Genomic DNA, 19487 nt, shown 5'->3' on the forward strand with positions numbered 1-19487 from the left:
GTTTCGGCATCTCCTTTAATCTTCGGATTTGCCTTATGATCGAAGAGATGCCGAAACAAGTTCGGCATGACATTGTCGAAGTTCGGAGACGCTTCGGGCTGGCAGGTTGGTAATGAATTTTCTGTTTAATCGAAAGTTGATTTCCTGAATAGATCATCTAAATCATTCCCAATCCCCACATCACCGGTCAAAAAAAATCCCGCTCCAAAGCGGAGCGGGATCCTATTATTTTGCCGGGGCAAAACTTATTTCTTTGCGTATTTTTTGTTGAACTTGTCGATACGACCAGCGGTGTCAACCAATACGTTTTTACCGGTAAAGAAAGGATGCGACTGGCTGGAAATTTCCAGCTTCACCAGCGGGTATTCGTTGCCGTCTTCCCACTGTACGGTTTCTTTAGTATTAGCTGTAGAGCGGCTCAGGAAAGAAAATCCGTTACTCATGTCTTTGAACACCACGTAACGGTAGTTTGCCGGATGAAGATCTTTTTTCATGATTGATGGGTTTTGCATGCCAGACGCCTCCATTGGCGACCTACATACGGTTATGTTATTTGCCGCCGGGGCGGATTTATGTTTACGAAGGCGCAAAGGTAGGATATTAGCGCAAAAAAGCAAAATCTAGTTTTCGGTTTAACTCCGCATATTGGTGTACTGCAGCGGCAGGTCGAGGTTGGCGCCTTTGCAGAGTTGGATCACCTGCTGCAGGTCGTCAATTTTTTTGGCGGTTACCCGCACGGTTTCATCCATGATCTGCGCCTGCACCTTCAGACCCGAGTCCTTAATGAGCTTCACAATTTTCTTGGCGTCGTCCTGTTTCAGGCCGTTGCGCACCGGCACTTCTTTTTTTACAACTTTGCCGCTTTGGTATGGCTCTTTCGAAACGTCCAGCGCCGAAGGATCGATGCCCTGCTTCATGGTGCGGCTGATGAGCACATCCACCAGCTGGCGCATCCGCATATCATCGGTTGTGGCAATGTCAATGGTGCCGTCTTTTTTGTTGAGGTCGATTTCAACAGCGGCATCCTTAAAATCAAACCGGTTGGTGATCTCTTTGCGGGTTACGTTAATGGCATTATCCAACAGCTGCATGTCGGTTTTGCTGACAATATCAAAAGAAGGCATGGGTTGAAAAGTTTGATGCAGATTTACGAATTTTTTGGTGCAGTTACAGCAGTTGCTATTATCCTAATACATTTAGATGAAACATCGCTTCGAGGAAATAAAGAAGCCCCTCTGGACAAAGGGGCCGAAGTTCACATGAGAAAAATACAGATTTTGGATAAAATACGAATTCCGTACCGAATTCAAAAAATTCTATCTAATTATTTTGGCACTTTGTTGAATTTTATTCTGCAACTTAAAATTAGACAAAGTTTTCATTCAATCAAGTTATTTTTTATTGATACCTCAAGTTACAAACATTAGGATGTGAACAACCCGCATTTGGACAAGCTGCAACATCTTATTATAAATGGCAGGTATCCGGTTTAAATGCTATTGAAACTCAGAACTTTTGTTGCCAAAAAAATCACACCACTGATCAGTATCGCTCGCCAAAAGTGTTGTTTCAATTGAGCCGTTATTTAAGTTACAACATTGCGCATTATTTGCCGGTATAAAATAAAAAGGCAGGGTTGCCCCTGCCCTTCGTATTGGAGTTTTTCAGTTAGTTGCCACCAACACGTTCCTGCTCGTCGGATGCACTGCTGGTGCGGCGTTTTGGTGCGCTGCCATTCAGCTTGCCTTTGCTGAAGCGGTAGGTAAATGTGAGGTTCACCACGCGGCTGTCGCGCCACTCCTGGAACTGAGCATCCACGTTTGCGTAGCGGGTTTCGGCTTTAAACTTCATGGTGTAAAACACGTCCCGTACATTCAGGCGAATACTGCCCTTGTTGTTCATTACCTGCTTGGCCAGGCCCAGGTTAAAGATGCCTACGGGGCGGGTCAGCAGCACACCTTCCAGCCCGGCGGTGCGGTAAAAGCCACTGGCTTCGGCGCTCCATGTTTTCGACAACTTGAATTGTTGCGTGCCATTGAGCATCAGCATCCGGCCTTCCACCACTACATTCTCTCCGCTAACAATGCCTTCAAAACGGTTGTCGGAAGCATTTACATAAACGCTGCTGGTCCACCATTTGGTAATAGGCATGGTTGCGTTTACGGCGATGCCCACCTGGCGCTGGTTCGCAATGTTGGCCTGTTTTACATATGCTTCTTTCCTTTCGGTGTTTTGTTCAATCACCTGCTGGATGATATCGGTAGTTCGGGTATAGTTCACCGTTGTAGTCAAAAACTGCCGAAACGTATGGCTCAATTCTACATTGTGGCTAAACTGCGGTTGCAGGTTCGGGTTACCTTGCTGGAACGTATACCGGTCCAGGTATTCAACAAACGGGTTAAGGCTTTCGTAGTTGGGGCGGCGGATGCGGCGGCCGTAGTTCAGGCCAAACACATTCTTCTCATTGGCTTTGTATTGGATAAATGCTGTGGGAAACAGGTTGAGGTAATTACGTTTGAATACACTGTCAGTCGTTACCTGTGTGCCTTTGGCAACGGTTTGTTCCAGGCGCAAGCCCAGTTGGCCATTCCATTTTTTGCTCAACGGACCCGCAAGATTTACATAAGCTGCATTGATCTGCTCTTCGTAAATAAAATGGTTGCTGCGGTTGGCATCAAATACACGCTTGCCGTTGATCATTGAATCGAAGCGAGCATTGTTATCGGTTTTTACAGTACTGCTTTTCACACCTGCTTCAAAACGGGCACCGCCTTTCAGGGGTTGCAGGTAATCGGCCTTGCCACTCAGGATGTTAATGTCCTGCGGAAGGAAGCTGTACAGGGTATCGCCATTGCGGATCTGGTTGTTGTGTGCATCAAAATAATAGTTGGACAGGTATTGCTGGTCACGCAGGCGGTAGTTCAGGTAATCAACATCCGCAGTCAGCTCACGACCGGTGCTGTCAAACTGGTGGCGGAAATTAGCGTTTGCCTGCACATTGCGAAAGGTTTGCTCCGCTCCTGTTACCGATTTAGTTACTTCAAACAGGTTGCCTGCATTATCCGAAATCTGGTTCAGGTTGTTATTGATGTTGGTACCCGGGTTGGTATTGGTACCCAGCGATATGCCCAGCGTTGTTTTTTTCGACAGGAAATAGTCAGCGCCAAACTTTGCGTTGATCGAGTTGTACTTGCTTTGCATGTGCGCTTCCTGGTCAAAAAAGTATTCCAGTTCCTTGGTGTTAAAATTGCGCAGGTTGCGTTGAATGTCCAGGCGCTGGAAATTTTTGCGGTGGTTGTGGCTGATGTTGGCAAAAAGAGCCACTTTATTTTTACGGTAGTTCAGGTTAAGGCTTTCGTTTATTTTTCCATAACGGCCCTGGCCATAGCTCAATGTGGCGGAACCATTAAAACCAAACTGCTTGGTCTTTTTGGTTTTGATGTTGATGATACCGGCATTGCCTGCAGCGTCAAATTTTGCGGGTGGGTTGGTCATGATCTCTACCTGGTCCAGTTGGCTGGCGTTCATGTTGCGGAGCAAATTGGCAAGGTCGGCGCTGCTCAGTTGTGTAGGCCTTCCGTCCACCAGCACCATTACGCCTTCTTTTCCTTTCAGGCTGATGTTGCCGTCTTTATCCACTGTTACGCCGGGTGCTTTTTCCAGCACTTCCAGTGCATTGCTACCGGCATTGGTGATCGACGCTTCCACGTTCACCACGGTGCGATCAATTTTCTGCTCCACCATCGGGCGTTTGGCCGTAACGGTCACGCCGTCCATAGATTTGGTTTGTGGTGCCAAAATCATTGCAGCCAGTTCCACTGGGGCCACGTTGCCATCCAGCGTCAGCTTTTCTGAATATTTTTTTTCAAAACCAGCTGCTGTGATTTGAACGAGGTATTGTCCTGCTTCGAGGTTTTCGAACACAAAACGGCCCGCTTTATCGGCAACACCATATTTTATTACCGAAGAATCTTTGCCACGTAACAGGGCTACGGTGGCCGATTCCAAGGCTTTTTTCTGAATGTCGGTAACCTGTCCGCTGATGGACGCTGGTTTTTGTTGGGCAAAACCGGCAGATGGTGCGGCAAATAAGGCGAGGGTGAGCAGGGAACGCAGTGGTTTCATATATTGTTGTGTTAGTACTTGTAATTGTTAATTACATTACGAATGTAGGTACTATACAAAGCATAGTACATTAGTTTGGCATGAACGGTTTTAACTGAGGATGAATGGCAGCAATGCATTGTAGCACTGGGACGCAGCCGCCTTATTTATGTTACCGCAAGAAGGCTTCGAAATGACAAGCGGTCAGCATTGCATGTATGTGGTATTATATTGTGGGGATTAGATGAAAGACTTTGATCAATGGTAGGAACATAACCTTCGTTAGCCTTGGCGTTTACAATTTGATATTGCTCGCAGTACTGCAGAATCATATAAATAAGAGCCGCGCTAATACTATATTGCGGACAAATTTTTTAAATGTTGATTGATTACCGGTCCGACACAGTGACCAGACCTACGCCGGCCATGAAAGAAGCCATGCATGCGGCCGCCGTAGGTGATGATGTTTTCGGAGAAGATCCGTCGGTAAATAGTCTGGAAGAAAAGGCAGCGCGGATGTTTGGGATGGAAGCCGGTTTATTTTGCCCCTCTGGCACCATGACGAACCAGATTGCCATCAAAGTGCACACGGTGCCGGGCGATGAAGTGATTTGCGACTGCACTGCACATATATATCAATACGAAGGTGGCGGCATTGCGGCTAATTCGGGTGCATCGGTAAAATTACTCAACGGTTATCGCGGCCTCATTACTGCCGAAATGGTGGCGGAAGGCATCAACAGTTTTGATGACGTGCACAAAGCCCGCACTTCGCTGGTGGCGTTGGAAAATACCTCCAACCGCGGCGGCGGCAGCTGCTACGATATGGAAGATATTGAGGCCATCCGGAGCTTGTGCGATACGAACGGCTTGGCGCTGCACCTGGATGGCGCCCGCCTGTTCAATGCGCTGGTGGCAAGGGAACAGGACCCAACGGACTATGGTCGGTTGTTTCATTCGATATCAATTTGTTTGAGCAAAGGCCTGGGCAGCCCCGTTGGTAGTGTACTATTGGGTTCTGAAGCATTTATTAAAAAAGCCCGCAGGGTGCGTAAATTGATGGGCGGCGGTATGCGCCAGGCTGGTTCGCTGGCAGCGGCCGGTAGCTATGCACTCGACTACCATATTCAACGTTTGGCACAGGATCATTACCACGCCAATAAACTCGCAGAAATATTGGGTTACCAAAGTTTTGTGGGTGGCATATTGCCGGTTGAAACCAACATCCTCATTTTTGAAGTGGTGCAACCTTATACACCGCAATCATTTGTTGCAACATTGAAAGAGCATGGGATCCTCGCTTTTGCCATTTCGCCGACGCAGGTGCGCCTGGTTACCCACCTTGATATTTCGGAAGCCATGATCGAAAAGACCATTGAAGTATTTGAACATTTATAATCAAAATGCCTATGTTTCCCCGCATCAACCCTTCTCAAACCCAGTCCTGGAGCGCATTGCAGCAACATGCCGAAAGCATGAAGCAGGTGCAAATGAAAGAACTTTTTGCTCAGGACGGTGCACGTTTTCAAAAAATGTCGCAACGCCTGGGCGATATACTTTTTGATTATTCTAAAAACCGCATCACCGAAGAAACTTTGCAACTGTTGCAACAACTGGCAACCGAAACAAAGCTGAACGAGGCGATTGATGCGCTGTTTGGCGGTGCATTGATCAACGAAACAGAACAGCGTGCCGTGTTGCATGTGGCGCTGCGCAAATTTGCCGATGGGCCGGTAAATACTGGCGGTGCTGATGTAATGCCTGATGTAAAAAGGGTGCGCCAGCAAATGCAGGAATTTTGCCAAAGAGTGCACAGCGGCGAGTGGGTGGGCTACACCGGTAAAAAAATAAAATACATCGTCAACATTGGCATTGGTGGATCCGACCTGGGCCCGCTGATGGTAACGGAAGCGCTGAAACCATACTGGGTTGACGGCATCCAGACTTATTTTGTTTCGAATGTGGATGCGACTCATATTGAAGAAACATTGAAAAAAGTTGTTGCGGAAGAAACGCTGTTTCTTGTTGCATCCAAAACGTTTACCACGCAGGAAACGATGACCAATGCCCACACGGCTCGGGACTGGTTTGTGGCTGCATCAGGTTCCGAAAATCATGTTGCCAAACATTTTGTGGCCCTTTCCACCAACGAAAAAGAGGTAACACGTTTTGGCATTGATAAGGAAAACATATTCCAGTTCTGGGATTGGGTTGGCGGCCGCTATTCGCTTTGGAGTGCCATCGGATTGTCCATTGCTTTGACCATCGGATACGAAAACTTTGAAGCTCTTTTGAAAGGTGCTGAGTCGGCGGATCAGCATTTTAAAGACACACCTTTTGAGCAAAACATACCCGTACTGATGGCCCTTATTGGCATTTGGTATGTCAACTTTTTTGGTGCGCAAAGCGAAGCCATTTTGCCGTACGACCAGTACCTGCACCGGTTTGCGGCGTACTTCCAACAAGGCAATATGGAGAGCAACGGTAAAAGCGTAGACCGCAACGGCAAGCCCGTAAATTATGCCACTGGTCCGATCATTTGGGGCGAGCCCGGCACCAACGGGCAACATGCTTTTTACCAATTGATCCACCAGGGCACAGTGCTCATTCCCTGCGATTTTATTGCACCCGCGCAAAGCCACAATCCTACCGGTGATCATCACCCGAAATTGCTGTCTAACTTCTTCGCGCAAACCGAAGCGTTGATGAATGGGAAAAGCAGTAGTGAAGTGGTGGCTGAATTGAAGCAACAGGGCAAAGACGAAACGGCAGTTGCAGAACTGGCGCCGTTCAAGATTTTTGAAGGCAACCGGCCCACCAATTCATTCTTAGTTAAGAAAATAACGCCGTTTACACTGGGTCAACTGATTGCTTTGTACGAGCATAAGATCTTTGTGCAGGGTGTGATCTGGAATGTATACAGCTTTGACCAATGGGGCGTGGAACTCGGTAAACAATTGGCTAACAAAATTCTGCCAGAGCTTACTGGAAGTGAAGCGGTAACTGGCCATGATGCTTCTACTAACGGGTTGATCAATGCTTACAAGGAATGGCGCTAAGCCTTTCAATAAAACACTAAAAATGCGGGGCTTCAACACCCCGCATTTTTTATGGCAGCACCAATCGGTGCATAAAAAAAACCCACTGTTGCCAGCGGGTTCGTTATCAAAAGTTAGTTATTACCATTTGTCCACTTCTTCCGATGCTGGTGCAGCTGACGCAACAACAGAAGAAACAACTACCGTAGACTGAACAACGATCGGTGCAGCAGCCACCACTTCGGTTGTTTCTTCTACTTCGCCCTCTCCTTCGCCTTCATACACTTCGTCGTGGTTAAACGCATCAAAATCAAAATCAGGCATCAGGTCAGTCTTTACAAAATCAACAGCCTCAATGAGTGCCTTGATGAATTTGTTGAAGTCTTCTTTGTACAAAAATATCTTGTGGCGGTCGTATCCATTATCATTGAAACGCTTACGGCTTTCTGTAATGGTCAGATAATAATCATTGCCGCGGGTTGCCCGAACATCAAAAAAATAAGTTCTGCGTTTACCTGCACGAATACGTTTGCTGTAAATGCTCTCCATTTTCTTGTCGTTATTTTCGTACGCCACAGTTGTTGTTTTTACAGTTATGAAAGGTTTTGGCTTTGCAGCTCTGTTTTAGAATTGTTTCCTTACAAATATAATTATGTTTTTTAAACAGCCAAATCTGACAAAAAAAGTTCGAACGGCTGTTTCTATATCTAATGAAATTTCATTTTCTCTTGCCAATTACTGAGTCTTCACAAATAAAAAAATTTGCAATGGAATGATTGGAAATCGATCAAACCTGCTCCCCTTCTACATCTTTAGTTTGTTGCTGCCACCACATTTCGGCGTAGAGGCCACCGCTGGACAACAGGCTTTCGTGGGTGCCTTGTTCCGCAATGCGGCCTTCCTCTAAAACAATGATCTTGTCGAACCGGATCATCGTGGATATTCTGTGGGTAATAAATAATGCCGTCTTGCCTTCCAGGTATTCGCTCAACCTTGAAAGAATGGCTTTTTCAGTGCGTGCATCAACGGCGCTCAGGGCATCGTCTAAAATCAGGATTGGTGCTTCTTTGAGCAGCGCCCTTGCTATGGACACCCGTTGTTTTTGTCCACCGCTCAATGTTACGCCCCGCTCTCCTACCAACGTTTCATATTGTTGTGCAAAGCCTTGTATTTCGCCAGCCACGGCTGCATTTGCCGCTGCGCTTTCTACCCGCTCCCGGTCGGCAGTTGTGGCGCCAAAAGCAATATTGTTTTCAATGGTATCACTGAATAAAAAGCCATCCTGCGGCACATAACCAATATGTTGGCGCAGGTGGTTGAGCGGCATTTGGGTTAACGGCGTATCGTCCAATAAAATATTGCCCGACGTAGGATCAAAAAAACGCAGCAGCAACTGTGCAACTGTTGTTTTGCCACTGCCGGTGCGGCCAATCAGCGCCACTTTTTCACCGGGCCTGATGTGCAGGTCAAAATCTTTCAACGCATGAATGCCGGTGTTGGGATAAACAAATTGAACGTTTCTAAACTGGATGCCACCAGTTATTTGCGCCTGGTGCGGATGCGTTGCATTTTGTATGGCGGGCTCTGTTTGTAAAAATTCGTTCAGTCTTTTTTGCGAAGCTGCTGCCCGCTGTATCATCGAGGCGGTCCAGCCAATAGCACTTACAGGGAACGTAAGCATGTTGATATAAATCACAAACTCCACGATGGTATCCACACCAATGCTTGGGTCGCCTTTAATATAAGCCAGCCCGCCCAGCATAATGGTCACCAGCGTACTCAACCCAATGAACAGGTTCATGGAAGGAAAATACAGCGCTTCGATTTTTGCAAGGTCGGTAGCGCGGCTGCGGTAAGTCAAACTGTTTTGCTCAAAAAACCGAAACATGGCACTTTCCTGCGCAAATGATTTGATCACCCGGATGCCTGAATAAGATTGCTGCGCATTGGTTGTAAGTGCAGACAGGCTTTGCTGCAACTCTTCGCTTTTTCGGTGAATGATGGTGTTGACAAAATAAATGGTAGCGGCCAGGATGGGCAGCGGCGCCAGCACATAGAGCGACAGCTCCACATCGCGGCGAAACATAAAATACAAACTTAAACCAATCAGCGACACCAGGTTTACCACGTACATCACCGCCGGGCCGGTAAACATCCGTACCCGGCTTACATCTTCCGACATGCGGCTCATGAGGTCGCCGGTGGTGTGCGTTTTAAAAAATGCAGCATCCAGTTTTTGGTAATGCCCAAACACTTCATTCTTTTGGTCGTATTCAATGTGGCGGCTCATGACAATAATGGTTTGCCGCATAAAAAACATAAACAGCCCGCGGAGCAGCGCCAGCACCAAAATGGTGATGCCGCTGAGGGCTACAATATAACTTACCGAAACAGGCATGCCCTCCACCCAACGGATGAACCATTGCACCAGCCGGTCGTAAGATGCGGCACTGTTGCGCGGCACATAACCCGGAAGGTTAAGCGAACGTTGCACAAAATCAATGATAAAGCCCGTAACCTGCGGCGCCAGCACACCGAAGTAATTGGAAACAATGATGAAGAAAATACCGACCACCAGGCGCAGCCGGTATTTCCAGAAATATTTATTGAGGGCAGCAAGGTGTTTCAATGCACAAACTATTTACGGGCAAAATTAGGATTCTGTGGGCGGGGCACACCATTTAATTAAAGCAACCGCAAATGCCATCATCCTTATGCGAATGCTGCTAAACAAAAGAATTTATATCTAGCTAAAAGGTTGTTTTTAAGTCTCCACCAATGCATGGCATAAAAATTTCCGCTTTTGTTGAGCCCATTCAAACAAAGCTTCATTAACATGCAACAACCAGCTCCGCTCCGTACAGATGGCGACTCTTTTGTAAAAAGAGTTTGGCAAATCGCCGGGATCATCACCCTTGTATTCCTCATCTTATGGATTTGCTACACGGCAGTGAACGTGCTGATGTTAATCCTGATGTCCATCCTGGTAGCTGTTTTCTTTCAGCGGCTTGCAGGCCTCATCCGGCGTAAATTTCATTGGAGCCCAAAGCTAAGTCTGGCCACCGCTATCATCGGTACCATATTGCTGATGGTGCTGGTGTTTTGGTTTATTGGTGCGCAGATACAGCAGGAGTTTGCGCAACTAACGGAGCAGCTGCCGCAACTGCTGCAGCAAGCAAAATCAGAATTGGGCAAAACCGGCGTTGGTAAACAAATCATCGATGGCATGGGCAGCAGTGGGTCGGGGCAAAAAATGACTCCGGCCATCCAGCGCTTTTTCACTACTTCTTTTGGCGTGCTGGGCGATCTTTATGCAATTCTTTTCCTAGGTATATTCTTCACCATTTCGCCGCAAACTTATGTGGGCGGTTTTTTAAAACTAATGCCCCGCAAAGCACGGCCGGAAGCCCGGCATGTGATGGAAGAAACCGGCAACACCTTGGGGCAATGGTTGAAAGGACAATTGTTTGCCATGCTGGTAGTGGCCGTGCTAACCTGGGCTGGACTTGCCATCATAGGCGTGCCACTGGCCCTTGCGTTGGCCATCATTGCGGGCTTATTCAACTTCGTACCCAACATTGGTCCGCTCATTTCGGCCATACCCGCGGTGCTGGTGAGCCTGCCCATGGGTGGCAATGCGCCGCTGTTTGTGATTGGCCTGTACCTACTGGTGCAGGCGCTGGAAAGCAACCTCATTACGCCTTACATCCAAAACAGAATGATCTCCATTCCACCGGCCCTGATACTGATCGGGCAAATGATATTCGGGACCTTGTTTGGCGCCTGGGGTATTATTTTGGCAACGCCTTTGGTAGCCATATTGATGGTGGTGTTGCAGGAGTTGTATGTAAAAAAACAAGAGCCGGAAATCGCTGCACCGCCGACGACAAAATAAAAAGTAATGGGCACCTCATTTTTACATAAAGGCGATGCTGCAAACGTGCAAACCCTGCGCCGCGTGGGCCGGCAAGTGTCATCGTTGGCCGACCTGGAACCGTTGATTGAGCAGCTCGGCACTTCGCGGATCGTGATGCTGGGCGAAGCTTCGCATGGTACCCATGAATTTTACACCTACCGCAGCTACATCAGCCAGCGGCTGATCAAAGATTTTGGATTCAACTTTATTGCTGTTGAAGGCGATTGGCCGGCTTGCTACGCCGTCAATAATTTTATCAAACACAGGCCCGGCACGCCGGAAATAGCAGCAGAAGTGTTGCAGGCTTTTGACCGCTGGCCGGCCTGGATGTGGGCGAATTGGGAAATGGTTGCACTAACAAGTTGGCTGCGCCGGCACAACGACAGCCTCGCAGGACCAACGCAAGTGGGCTTTTACGGACTGGACGTTTATAGCCTTTGGGATTCGTTGCAATCGGTGCGGGAATACCTGGCCCACACCGATCCAACTGCGTTGCAACAAGCGGAAAAAGCTTTTCGCTGTTTTGCCCCATACCGCGATGATGAAACATCCTATGCATATGCATCGCAACTGGTGCCCAAGCGCTGCGAGGATGAGGTGGTAAAACTGCTGGATCAAATGCGGCGAAAAGGTCAGTTGCAGCAAGATGGCAATGAAGCCATTTTTAACGCAGAGCAAAATGCGCTGATCGCGGTGAATGCCGAAAAATATTACCGCGCCATGGTGGCCGGTGGATCAAATTCCTGGAATGTTCGCGACAGTCATATGGCAGAAACCCTCGACCGCCTGTTGCATTTTCATGGGCCCGATTCAAAGGGGATTGTTTGGGCGCACAATACCCATATTGGCGATGCCCGTGCCACCACCATGCAAGATGATGGCATGCACAACATCGGGTCGCTGGTGCGGCAGGCTTATCCGCCGGAGCAGCTAGCATTAGTAGGGTTTGGAACGTACAGCGGTTCAGTCATTGCCGGCAGCAGTTGGGGTGCCGACCAAACCGTGATGGATGTGCCCGAAGCCCGGGAAGGCAGTTGGGAATGGTTGCTCCACCAGGGCGGGGGCAATTCACTATTGTTTTCCGAAGAGCTGCAGCAAACCGATTTTGCAACGGAACGGGTAGGCCATCGTGCCATCGGCGTGGTGTACCGGCCGCTGTATGAGCAGTACGGCAATTATGTTCCTTCTACTATACCCAACCGCTACGACGCCTTTATTTTCCTCGATCAAACAAAGGCACTGCACCCGCTGCATGGCGAAGCGCAGAACCAGAAAATTCCGGATACTTATCCTTTTGGGCTTTAGCGCATTACAGGCGGATTAAATGTTTTGCGCAATCCTTCGGCAAAAGGCGTGGGCTTGTACCCAAATTCGTTTGTAACTTTTTGCAGGTCAAAAATGGTTTGTGGTGGGCGCCTTGCGGGTTGCTGAAATTGGGACGCAGTTACCGGCAACACCAAGTCGGCATCAAGGGATAAATACTCTGCCACCCGTTTGCCCATGTCGTAAGGCGAAAGAGTGTCTTTCCCGGAAAAATGAAAAACACCTTCAACTCCTTGCGATATGATTTTTTCCAGCCCCCAAACCAAGTCTTCAACATAGGTAGGCCGACGCTGTTGGTCGGTAAACAATTTTACCTCTTTGCTGGCCTTTAATGCATCTGCTACCACGGTTAAAAGGTTCGACCGCCCGGCCTGTGGATGTCCGTAAATCAAAATAGGCCGGACAATGGTCCAATTGCCACGGTATTGCCTCACTTTCTGCTCCGCTTCCCACTTGGTAACACCGTAATAATTTACCGGCGCAGCTTCATCCTCTTCATTATAAGTAATAGTATCGCCTGCAAAAACAAAATCAGTGGACAGGTGCACAAAATGCGGGCTTCCGTTGTTAGCGGCACTTTGCAATAATTGTTCAGTTCCGGTTACGTTTACCTGCCAGGCCGCTTCCTTGTTTAACTCACATTCGTCCGGTTTCGTCATAGCGGCACAGTGCACGACTACATGCGGTTTCCATCGTTGCGTCACCGCCGCTACCGCTTGTTCATCGGTAATATCCAGGTTTTGAAAGAAAAATTGCGGATGGTTGATGGAAAGCCTCTGCTCGCCTTTTGCCGTAGCTATCACTTTATATTGACAACGCAACAGCTTGGCGGCCAGGTAATGGCCAACAAACCCATTTGCGCCGGTGATCAACACAGTTTTCATGTACTAAATGTAGGGCATCGGTTACAACGGTCGGTAGTCCTATATTTTCCCTGCACAAAAAAGCCCCGCAGTTAAAAAACTTTGGGGCTTCAATATTGTTTTGCAAAAACTATGGCTTCAGATTCAGCTTACTCACCAGCGATTCGTACGCCAGCCCTTCAGCACTTTCCGATTTCAATGTTGCCCACAAGCTTTCCGGAATGTATATGCAGCGTACCTGCACGGGCCTTGGCGTGGTTTCGCCACCAGCCACCTTCAGATCTATTTTTACTTCGTCGGCATCTAACTGATAATCCCAGGTTTCGGTAAGTCCGGGTTGGGTGGTGTAGGGTAAAAAATTAAAAGGTAATTGCAGTGCTATATCATCCATCGGCTCCTCCATCGGTTCATCTGCTGCCCACACGTTGCGGGCAAAAAGGAGCACTTTGCCGCCTTCGGGTTTGATGGGCAAATGCTGGCGGGTTTTAAAAGTCGCACCGTCTTTTTCCCAATCCTGCAAGGTTTCCCAAGCTGAGGCATAAATGGCCGAAGCCGCAATAGAAGTTTTGCCCTCTTTAATCTCAAACGTGGGTGAACTCTTGTCCCTGTTTTCTTTATTACAAGCGCCCAGCACCGCACACAGTGCCAACACTACCACAATTCCTACGCCTTTCATAGATGGTGTTTGTATTGTATAGTGCACCATTTTCCGTGCCATTTATGGCACCCTGAAAACCGGTCCTGCAGCGGGTTTTAACGCCATCTTTCAAAGTATCCGTGGCGGCGTTGCCTCAAAGTTTTAAGACGGATTCCCCATTTTTATAACTGCGGTACATTTTACCGTCCGTTCCTCCTTGTTCTTCCGTAAAGATTCTTGTCAACAGCGCACCCTTGCTAAACTCATCCTGTCCCCTGCTGCACATCATTTTTGCCAACATATTTAAATACAACAGCGCAACTTTTTGAAGCAATGCGCGGCCCTTTGCAGGCAGGCATTAATGTTTGTTTACATATAGATTGATGGTTACCATTTAAATGGGCAGCTTAGCTGAGTAAGGTTAGCCACCCTATTTTTTTGTCAAGTGGTTACTTATTACAAAACCTTATTTTTGGCCCGCTAATCACTGAACAATTAGCAAACATTTTCGGGTTTTGTTAGAAATTGATCAATAATGCAAAAGAAAGTAAACCGCATAGGTGTGTTAACTTCCGGTGGCGACTCACCGGGCATGAACGCAGCAGTAAGGGCGGTGGTACGCACGGGACTGTACAACGGATTGGAAGTTTACGGCATCATGCGTGGTTACCAGGGCCTTATCGAAGACGATATTTTTAAAATGGAATCCCGTTCGGTAGCCAACATCATTCAGCGAGGCGGCACCATATTAAAAACGGCCCGTTGCAAAGAATTTTATACGCCGGAAGGCCGCAAAAAAGGCTACGATGTGCTGGCAAAACGCGGCATCGATGGCCTGGTAGTAATTGGTGGCGACGGATCCTTTAAAGGAGCCCTGGCACTGAGTAAAGAATATGATATTCCCTGTGTTGGCCTGGCCGGCACTATTGATAAAGATATTGTAGGTACCGATTTCACCATTGGTTTTGATACTGCCGTAAATACAGCTGTAGAAGCCATTGATAAAATCCGTGATACGGCCGATGCCCACGACCGGCTGTTTATCATCGAGGTGATGGGCCGCGACGCCGGCTACATTGCCCTGCACAGTGGCATTGCCACCGGCGCTGAAAGCATCCTGATCCCGGAGCGCAAAACCGACATCAACGCGGTAATTGAATCGCTGTTGGAAAAGGAAAAGCGCAAAAAGCTGGTGAACCTGATCGTAGTAGCCGAAGGCGACGAATTTGGCGGCGCCAACGAAGTGGCTAAAGCCGTAAAAGAGCGGATGCCCAACATTGATGCACGGGTTTGTATTTTGGGGCACATTCAGCGCGGCGGTTCGCCTACTTGTATCGATCGCCTCACTGCCAGCCGCATGGGCTACCACGCCGTGGAGTGCCTGGTTGAAGGCAAGCACAATGTTTTTGTGGGCATTTTAAACAACCGCATGAACTATGTGCCGCTGGAAAATGTGGGCAAGAAAAAAGGCACCGTGTCGGAAGAGTGGATGAAGATTGTAAAGATCTTGGCCAGCTAGGCCGTATTATAACCGTTTCGACTTAAGATTTTATAACGCAACAAAATAAACTTCGGACTGCAGGTTAGCACATCAAGTTTGCCCCACATTCCGCAGTTAGATCGGGACTTATTATGTCACAAAACATTTCCAAGTACCTGCATAAAAATATGGATATGCAGGCGGGTATCGAGCACACGTTTCACCGCACCAAAATTGTAGCTACCGTGGGCCCCGCCTGCGATACCTACGACAAACTGTTGCAACTGGTAAAAGCCGGCGTAAACGTGTTTCGCCTCAACTTTTCGCATGGCGACCATGCCGACAAAGCCCAGATCATTGAGCACATCCGCAACATCAACAAAACAGAGCCTTACAATATTTCTATCCTCGGCGACCTGCAGGGACCAAAGCTGCGTGTTGGCGACATTGAAAACGGCGGCCTCGATATTGCTCCCGGCGACATCCTTACTTTTTCTTCGAGAGAAAAAGTAGTGGGCAACATGGAGCGCATTTACATTTCCTACCCCAACCTGAACCAGGATGTAGAAGTAGGCAATAAGATCCTGATCGACGACGGAAAGATTGAAGTGGTGGTTTCAGAAATTACTCCTGAAGGCGATGTAAAAGTGGTGGTTACCTACGGCGGCACCTTGAAGCCTAAGAAAGGTGTGAACCTGCCGGACACCAAGATTTCGCTGCCGGCCATGACCGAAAAAGACATTGCCGACCTCGACTTCATCATCGATCAAAAGCTGGATTGGGTCGCACTTTCATTTGTGCGCCGTGCCGAAGATATCATCGACCTGAAGCGCCGCCTTAGCGAACGCGACAGCCCCATTAAAGTAATTGCCAAAATTGAAATGCCCTCTGCATTGGTAGATCTCCGCAACATTGTTGTGGAATCAGACGCAGTGATGGTGGCCCGCGGCGACCTGGGTGTAGAACTGCCCGTAGAAAAAGTGCCGATGGCACAACGCGACATTATCCGCAAATGTATCCACCGCGCCAAGCCCGTAATTGTGGCTACACAAATGATGGAAAGCATGATCGACCGGGTAAAACCAAACCGCTCCGAAATTACCGACGTTGCCAACGCGGTGCTCGAAGGTGCCGATGCGGTAATGCTGAGTGGCGAAACTGCCACAGGCCAGCACCCTGCACTGGTGGTGCAAACCATGCGCAAGATCATCCAGGAAGTGGAGCGTACCGAGTACCGCTACAACCGCGAAGAAGACCTGGTGCCCCAGCCCCATTCCCCTTCGTTCCTGAGCGATGCCATTTGCTACAACGCTTGTAAACTGGCCCGTGATGTTCGTGCTGACGCCATCATTGGTATGACGCAAAGCGGTTATACCGCGTTTATGCTGTCGTCGTATCGGCCCAAATCGCCGCTGTATATTTTCACCAAAGAACGTACGCTGCTAAACCAGCTTAGCCTGAGCTGGGGTGTTCGTGCCTTTTATTACGGCGAGGAAGAAAGCCTGGATGCGATCCATTCCGATCAAATCAAAATTTTGCAGGAACGCGGTTTTGTGAAATCGGCCGACGTGGTGATCAACACCGGTTCTACACCGGTGGACCAGCACCTGCCGACCAACATCATCAAGATCTCCAAAGTGGATTAAGTTCTCGTAATATTTTTATATAGCAAAAGGCCGTTCATTCAGAACGGCCTTTTGTTTTTCTATTTCTGTAAAAAAATGATGCTGGTGAAAATCAACACTAGCCGGTCAGGCGTACGTTCTGCCCGATTTCCTTTTCCAAAATAAACAGCGCAAGGCCATTTTCATCGCCGTATAGAAAAACATAGAAGGGGTGAAATGCAAAGAAATCCGCACAATTGGCCTACACTCAACAGGTTTCCTTAATTTTAGTAACCACTATTGCCTGTTCAAACTAACGTTGAGCCACCTATTATGATGAAGTCCGTTGTTTATTGTTGCCTGCTGGCCCTGCTGCTTTTTGCCTGCAAGGAAAAAGATTACCAGCCTTATTCCCGCGACCCATTGCTGTATAGCAAAACCGTGAAGAAACTGAACGACGTGGTGTTGCAAAATAATTTTACGCCGGTGGTGGCTTCGCGCAACTATGCTTACGCCAACATCGCAGCTTATGAATGCATCGCCGCCGGCGACAGTAGTTATTTGTCACTTTCGGGGCAAATCAAACACCTGCCGGCGATGCCCAAACCTGCACCCGATGAGAAGGTCGACTATCCGCTGGCAGCCTTGCTGGCTTTTGTGCAAGTGGGCAACGCCGTTACTTTTCCTGAAGGTGTGCTGATGGATTATTACGACGAGCTGAAAAAGGGCGCCAGGGAAGCCGGCATGCCCCGCGCTGTATTAAGCAGTACCGTGGCATTTGCCGATACTATTTCGGCCACCATCATGAAATGGAGCAAGGGCGACAATTATGCGCAAACCCGCAGTGCGGAAAAATTTTCAGTGCGTACCGAAGACGGCCGATGGATTCCAACGCCGCCCATGTATGCGCAGGCAATGGAACCGCATTGGTGCGATATCAGGCCATTGGTGTTGGATACCTGCACACAGTTTGCACCACCGCCGCCACCGGCGTTTGATTTGACCAATAAAAACAGCGCATTTTATAAAGAGTTAATGGAGGTAAAAAACTCTGTTGATTCGCTAGATGATGAACGCCGCCACATCGCGGAATTTTTCGACGACAACCCTTTTAACATGAATGTGCAGGGGCATGTGATGTTTGCCACCAAAAAGTTTTCACCGCCGGGCCACTGGATGAATATTGTAGGCATCGCTGCGCAAAAAGCCGGTGCTGATTTCAACACGACTGTTGCTGCTTATACGCAAACCGCTATTGCACTTTTTGATGGATTTATTGCTTGCTGGAAAACGAAATTCAGCAACAACACAGTGCGGCCCGAAACCGTGATCAATAAACATCTTGATCCCGAATGGCGGCCATTTATTCAAACACCTCCGTTTCCTTCATATGTATCGGGCCACTCCGTTATTTCGGCAGGTGCTGCCGAAGTAATGGCGCATTATTTTGGTAAAAAATTCCAGTACACCGATACTTCCCTTACCGAGTTTGGCATCAAGGAACGCAGCTTTCAATCATTTCATGATGCGGCCTGGGAAGCATCCATGTCACGGCTGTATGGTGGCATTCATTACCGGAGTGATTTAGTTGAAGGATATAACGCCGGTATCAAAATTGGCAACCATGTAGTAAGCCAGTTGCAACTAAAGGCCGGCGCCAGGGCCACCGCTAAAAAAGAAGAAGAACCGGCTACCGTATTTGCCAAAGGCGAAGAATAAAAAAAGAAAAGTGCAGCAAAAACTTGCTGCACTTTTACAAACTAATAGATTAAAGAGGCTCGTCAGAGCCTTTTTATTTTGATGTTGCGGAACCACACGGCGTCGCCATGATCCTGCAAAGCAATATGGCCGGTTTTGAAAGCACTGAAGCCTTCCCAATCTTTGAACTTGGAATTGGCCACCATTTGCTTCCATGCATCATCCCACATCATTGTATTTACAATGTGTTCACCGTTCAGGTAAAAATCAAGCTTTCCCTTATTGGCAACAATTTCCGCAGTGTTCCATTCACCTGCTGGCTTCACCGTTTCTTTTGAAGAAGCAATGAGGTCGTACAGGTCGCCGGCGCGGTGCTTGTGGATCTTTGCATCCGGATGACCAGCATTATCCAACACTTGCATTTCCGGGCCGGTCATGTAGGTGGCGTTGTACTTTTTCGGATCATCCTGCACGTAAAAAATCACTCCGGAGTTTCCGTTCGGTGCAATTTTCCAATCGTACACCAGGTGGAAATTATCATATGCTTCGTTGGTCACCAGGTCGCCACCGGAGTTGTTGCCCAAAGCTTTTTTGGCTTCCGGGTCAAAGTACAGCGTACCATCTACCGCCTTCCATGCACCACCGGCGGTGGTGCTGCCATACGAATGCCAGCCCTTGGTGCTGGTGCCGTCAAATAGCATCGTCCAGCCATCCTGGGTGGGTGCCGCGGTTGTGCCTGATGTTTCCATGGTGGTTTGTTTTGGTCCGTCGCAAGCCAGCAGCATCATTGCCGCAATGCCCGCAGTTAAGGGTGTTTTCATGCT

The 19487-nt window shown here is 48.3% G+C and carries 15 protein-coding genes; 7 read left to right on the top strand and 8 right to left on the bottom strand.

Annotated features, from left to right (window positions below):
• Positions 1-245: 245 nt before the first annotated feature.
• From DRJ53_RS03245 to DRJ53_RS03260, 3 genes are all read right to left on the bottom strand, one after another.
• Entirely contained in the window at positions 246-494 is a 249-nt protein-coding gene (locus DRJ53_RS03245; RefSeq protein ID WP_114234120.1) for a type B 50S ribosomal protein L31, read from the bottom strand.
• 138 nt (positions 495-632) lie between these two features.
• Complete coding sequence (locus DRJ53_RS03250; RefSeq protein ID WP_114234121.1) at positions 633-1124, bottom strand: YajQ family cyclic di-GMP-binding protein; 492 nt, start codon at positions 1122-1124, stop codon at positions 633-635.
• Positions 1125-1668: 544 nt separating this feature from the next.
• Entirely contained in the window at positions 1669-4125 is a 2457-nt protein-coding gene (locus DRJ53_RS03260; RefSeq protein ID WP_114234123.1) for a TonB-dependent receptor domain-containing protein, read from the bottom strand.
• Between the two features lie 357 nt (positions 4126-4482).
• Here DRJ53_RS03260 and DRJ53_RS03265 point away from each other — a divergent pair, with 357 nt between their 5' ends.
• Together DRJ53_RS03265 and pgi are read left to right on the top strand one after the other, a co-directional pair.
• A complete protein-coding gene (locus DRJ53_RS03265; protein WP_114234124.1) occupies positions 4483-5502 on the top strand; it encodes a threonine aldolase family protein in 1020 nt (339 codons plus the stop codon).
• 11 nt (positions 5503-5513) lie between these two features.
• Positions 5514-7163: a glucose-6-phosphate isomerase gene (gene pgi, locus DRJ53_RS03270; protein WP_114234125.1), complete on the top strand. Its 1650-nt coding sequence runs from the start codon at positions 5514-5516 to the stop codon at positions 7161-7163.
• Positions 7164-7283: 120 nt separating this feature from the next.
• On the opposite strand, the gene DRJ53_RS03275 is transcribed toward pgi, so the two are convergent.
• Both DRJ53_RS03275 and DRJ53_RS03280 read right to left on the bottom strand, forming a co-directional pair.
• Complete coding sequence (locus DRJ53_RS03275; RefSeq protein ID WP_114234126.1) at positions 7284-7718, bottom strand: DUF3276 family protein; 435 nt, start codon at positions 7716-7718, stop codon at positions 7284-7286.
• Positions 7719-7929: 211 nt separating this feature from the next.
• On the bottom strand, positions 7930-9771 hold the full coding sequence (locus DRJ53_RS03280; RefSeq protein ID WP_114234127.1) for an ABC transporter ATP-binding protein: 1842 nt from the start codon (positions 9769-9771) through the stop codon (positions 7930-7932).
• A gap of 207 nt (positions 9772-9978) precedes the next feature.
• Between DRJ53_RS03280 and DRJ53_RS03285 the strand changes: the two genes are divergently transcribed.
• A complete protein-coding gene (locus DRJ53_RS03285) occupies positions 9979-11037 on the top strand; it encodes an AI-2E family transporter (RefSeq protein ID WP_114234128.1) in 1059 nt (352 codons plus the stop codon).
• A gap of 6 nt (positions 11038-11043) precedes the next feature.
• Positions 11044-12363, top strand: coding sequence for an erythromycin esterase family protein (locus tag DRJ53_RS03290; RefSeq protein WP_114234129.1), 1320 nt, complete (start codon positions 11044-11046; stop codon positions 12361-12363).
• Here DRJ53_RS03290 and DRJ53_RS03295 read toward each other — a convergent pair.
• Together DRJ53_RS03295 and DRJ53_RS03300 are read right to left on the bottom strand one after the other, a co-directional pair.
• Positions 12360-13265 (bottom strand): SDR family oxidoreductase, encoded by a 906-nt coding sequence (locus DRJ53_RS03295; protein ID WP_114234130.1) that lies wholly within the window; start codon positions 13263-13265, stop codon positions 12360-12362. The two genes, DRJ53_RS03290 and DRJ53_RS03295, sit on opposite strands and share 4 nt — an antisense overlap.
• Before the next feature lie 109 nt (positions 13266-13374).
• Positions 13375-13920, bottom strand: coding sequence for a hypothetical protein (locus tag DRJ53_RS03300; RefSeq protein ID WP_123893335.1), 546 nt, complete (start codon positions 13918-13920; stop codon positions 13375-13377).
• A gap of 496 nt (positions 13921-14416) precedes the next feature.
• On the opposite strand from DRJ53_RS03300, the gene pfkA reads away from it, so the two are divergent.
• The 3 genes from pfkA (at position 14417) to DRJ53_RS03315 (ending at position 18684) form a co-directional block, all read left to right on the top strand.
• Positions 14417-15400: a 6-phosphofructokinase gene (gene pfkA, locus DRJ53_RS03305; RefSeq protein ID WP_175580731.1), complete on the top strand. Its 984-nt coding sequence runs from the start codon at positions 14417-14419 to the stop codon at positions 15398-15400.
• 155 nt (positions 15401-15555) lie between these two features.
• A complete protein-coding gene (pyk, locus tag DRJ53_RS03310) occupies positions 15556-17007 on the top strand; it encodes a pyruvate kinase (protein WP_241558438.1) in 1452 nt (483 codons plus the stop codon).
• 291 nt (positions 17008-17298) lie between these two features.
• Positions 17299-18684: a vanadium-dependent haloperoxidase gene (locus DRJ53_RS03315; protein WP_241558440.1), complete on the top strand. Its 1386-nt coding sequence runs from the start codon at positions 17299-17301 to the stop codon at positions 18682-18684.
• 62 nt (positions 18685-18746) lie between these two features.
• Here DRJ53_RS03315 and DRJ53_RS03320 read toward each other — a convergent pair whose 3' ends face one another.
• Positions 18747-19484 carry a 3-keto-disaccharide hydrolase gene (locus tag DRJ53_RS03320; RefSeq protein WP_114234135.1) on the bottom strand — a complete coding sequence of 246 codons (738 nt, stop codon included), beginning with the start codon at positions 19482-19484 and terminating at the stop codon, positions 18747-18749.
• Between the last annotated feature and the right edge of the window lie 3 nt (positions 19485-19487).

The organism is Paracnuella aquatica (genome assembly GCF_003332885.2).
GTDB lineage: Bacteria > Bacteroidota > Bacteroidia > Chitinophagales > Chitinophagaceae > Flavisolibacter > Flavisolibacter aquaticus.

Coding starts and splice junctions, on each gene's coding strand:
- DRJ53_RS03245 (WP_114234120.1), bottom strand. CDS start 494: ATGAAAAAAGATCTTCATCCGGCAAACTACCGTTACGTGGTGTTCAAA.
- DRJ53_RS03250 (WP_114234121.1), bottom strand. CDS start 1,124: ATGCCTTCTTTTGATATTGTCAGCAAAACCGACATGCAGCTGTTGGAT.
- DRJ53_RS03260 (WP_114234123.1), bottom strand. CDS start 4,125: ATGAAACCACTGCGTTCCCTGCTCACCCTCGCCTTATTTGCCGCACCA.
- DRJ53_RS03265 (WP_114234124.1), top strand. CDS start 4,483: ATGTTGATTGATTACCGGTCCGACACAGTGACCAGACCTACGCCGGCC.
- pgi (WP_114234125.1), top strand. CDS start 5,514: ATGTTTCCCCGCATCAACCCTTCTCAAACCCAGTCCTGGAGCGCATTG.
- DRJ53_RS03285 (WP_114234128.1), top strand. CDS start 9,979: ATGCAACAACCAGCTCCGCTCCGTACAGATGGCGACTCTTTTGTAAAA.
- DRJ53_RS03290 (WP_114234129.1), top strand. CDS start 11,044: ATGGGCACCTCATTTTTACATAAAGGCGATGCTGCAAACGTGCAAACC.
- DRJ53_RS03295 (WP_114234130.1), bottom strand. CDS start 13,265: ATGAAAACTGTGTTGATCACCGGCGCAAATGGGTTTGTTGGCCATTAC.
- DRJ53_RS03300 (WP_123893335.1), bottom strand. CDS start 13,920: ATGAAAGGCGTAGGAATTGTGGTAGTGTTGGCACTGTGTGCGGTGCTG.
- pfkA (WP_175580731.1), top strand. CDS start 14,417: ATGCAAAAGAAAGTAAACCGCATAGGTGTGTTAACTTCCGGTGGCGAC.
- pyk (WP_241558438.1), top strand. CDS start 15,556: ATGCAGGCGGGTATCGAGCACACGTTTCACCGCACCAAAATTGTAGCT.
- DRJ53_RS03315 (WP_241558440.1), top strand. CDS start 17,299: ATGATGAAGTCCGTTGTTTATTGTTGCCTGCTGGCCCTGCTGCTTTTT.
- DRJ53_RS03320 (WP_114234135.1), bottom strand. CDS start 19,484: ATGAAAACACCCTTAACTGCGGGCATTGCGGCAATGATGCTGCTGGCT.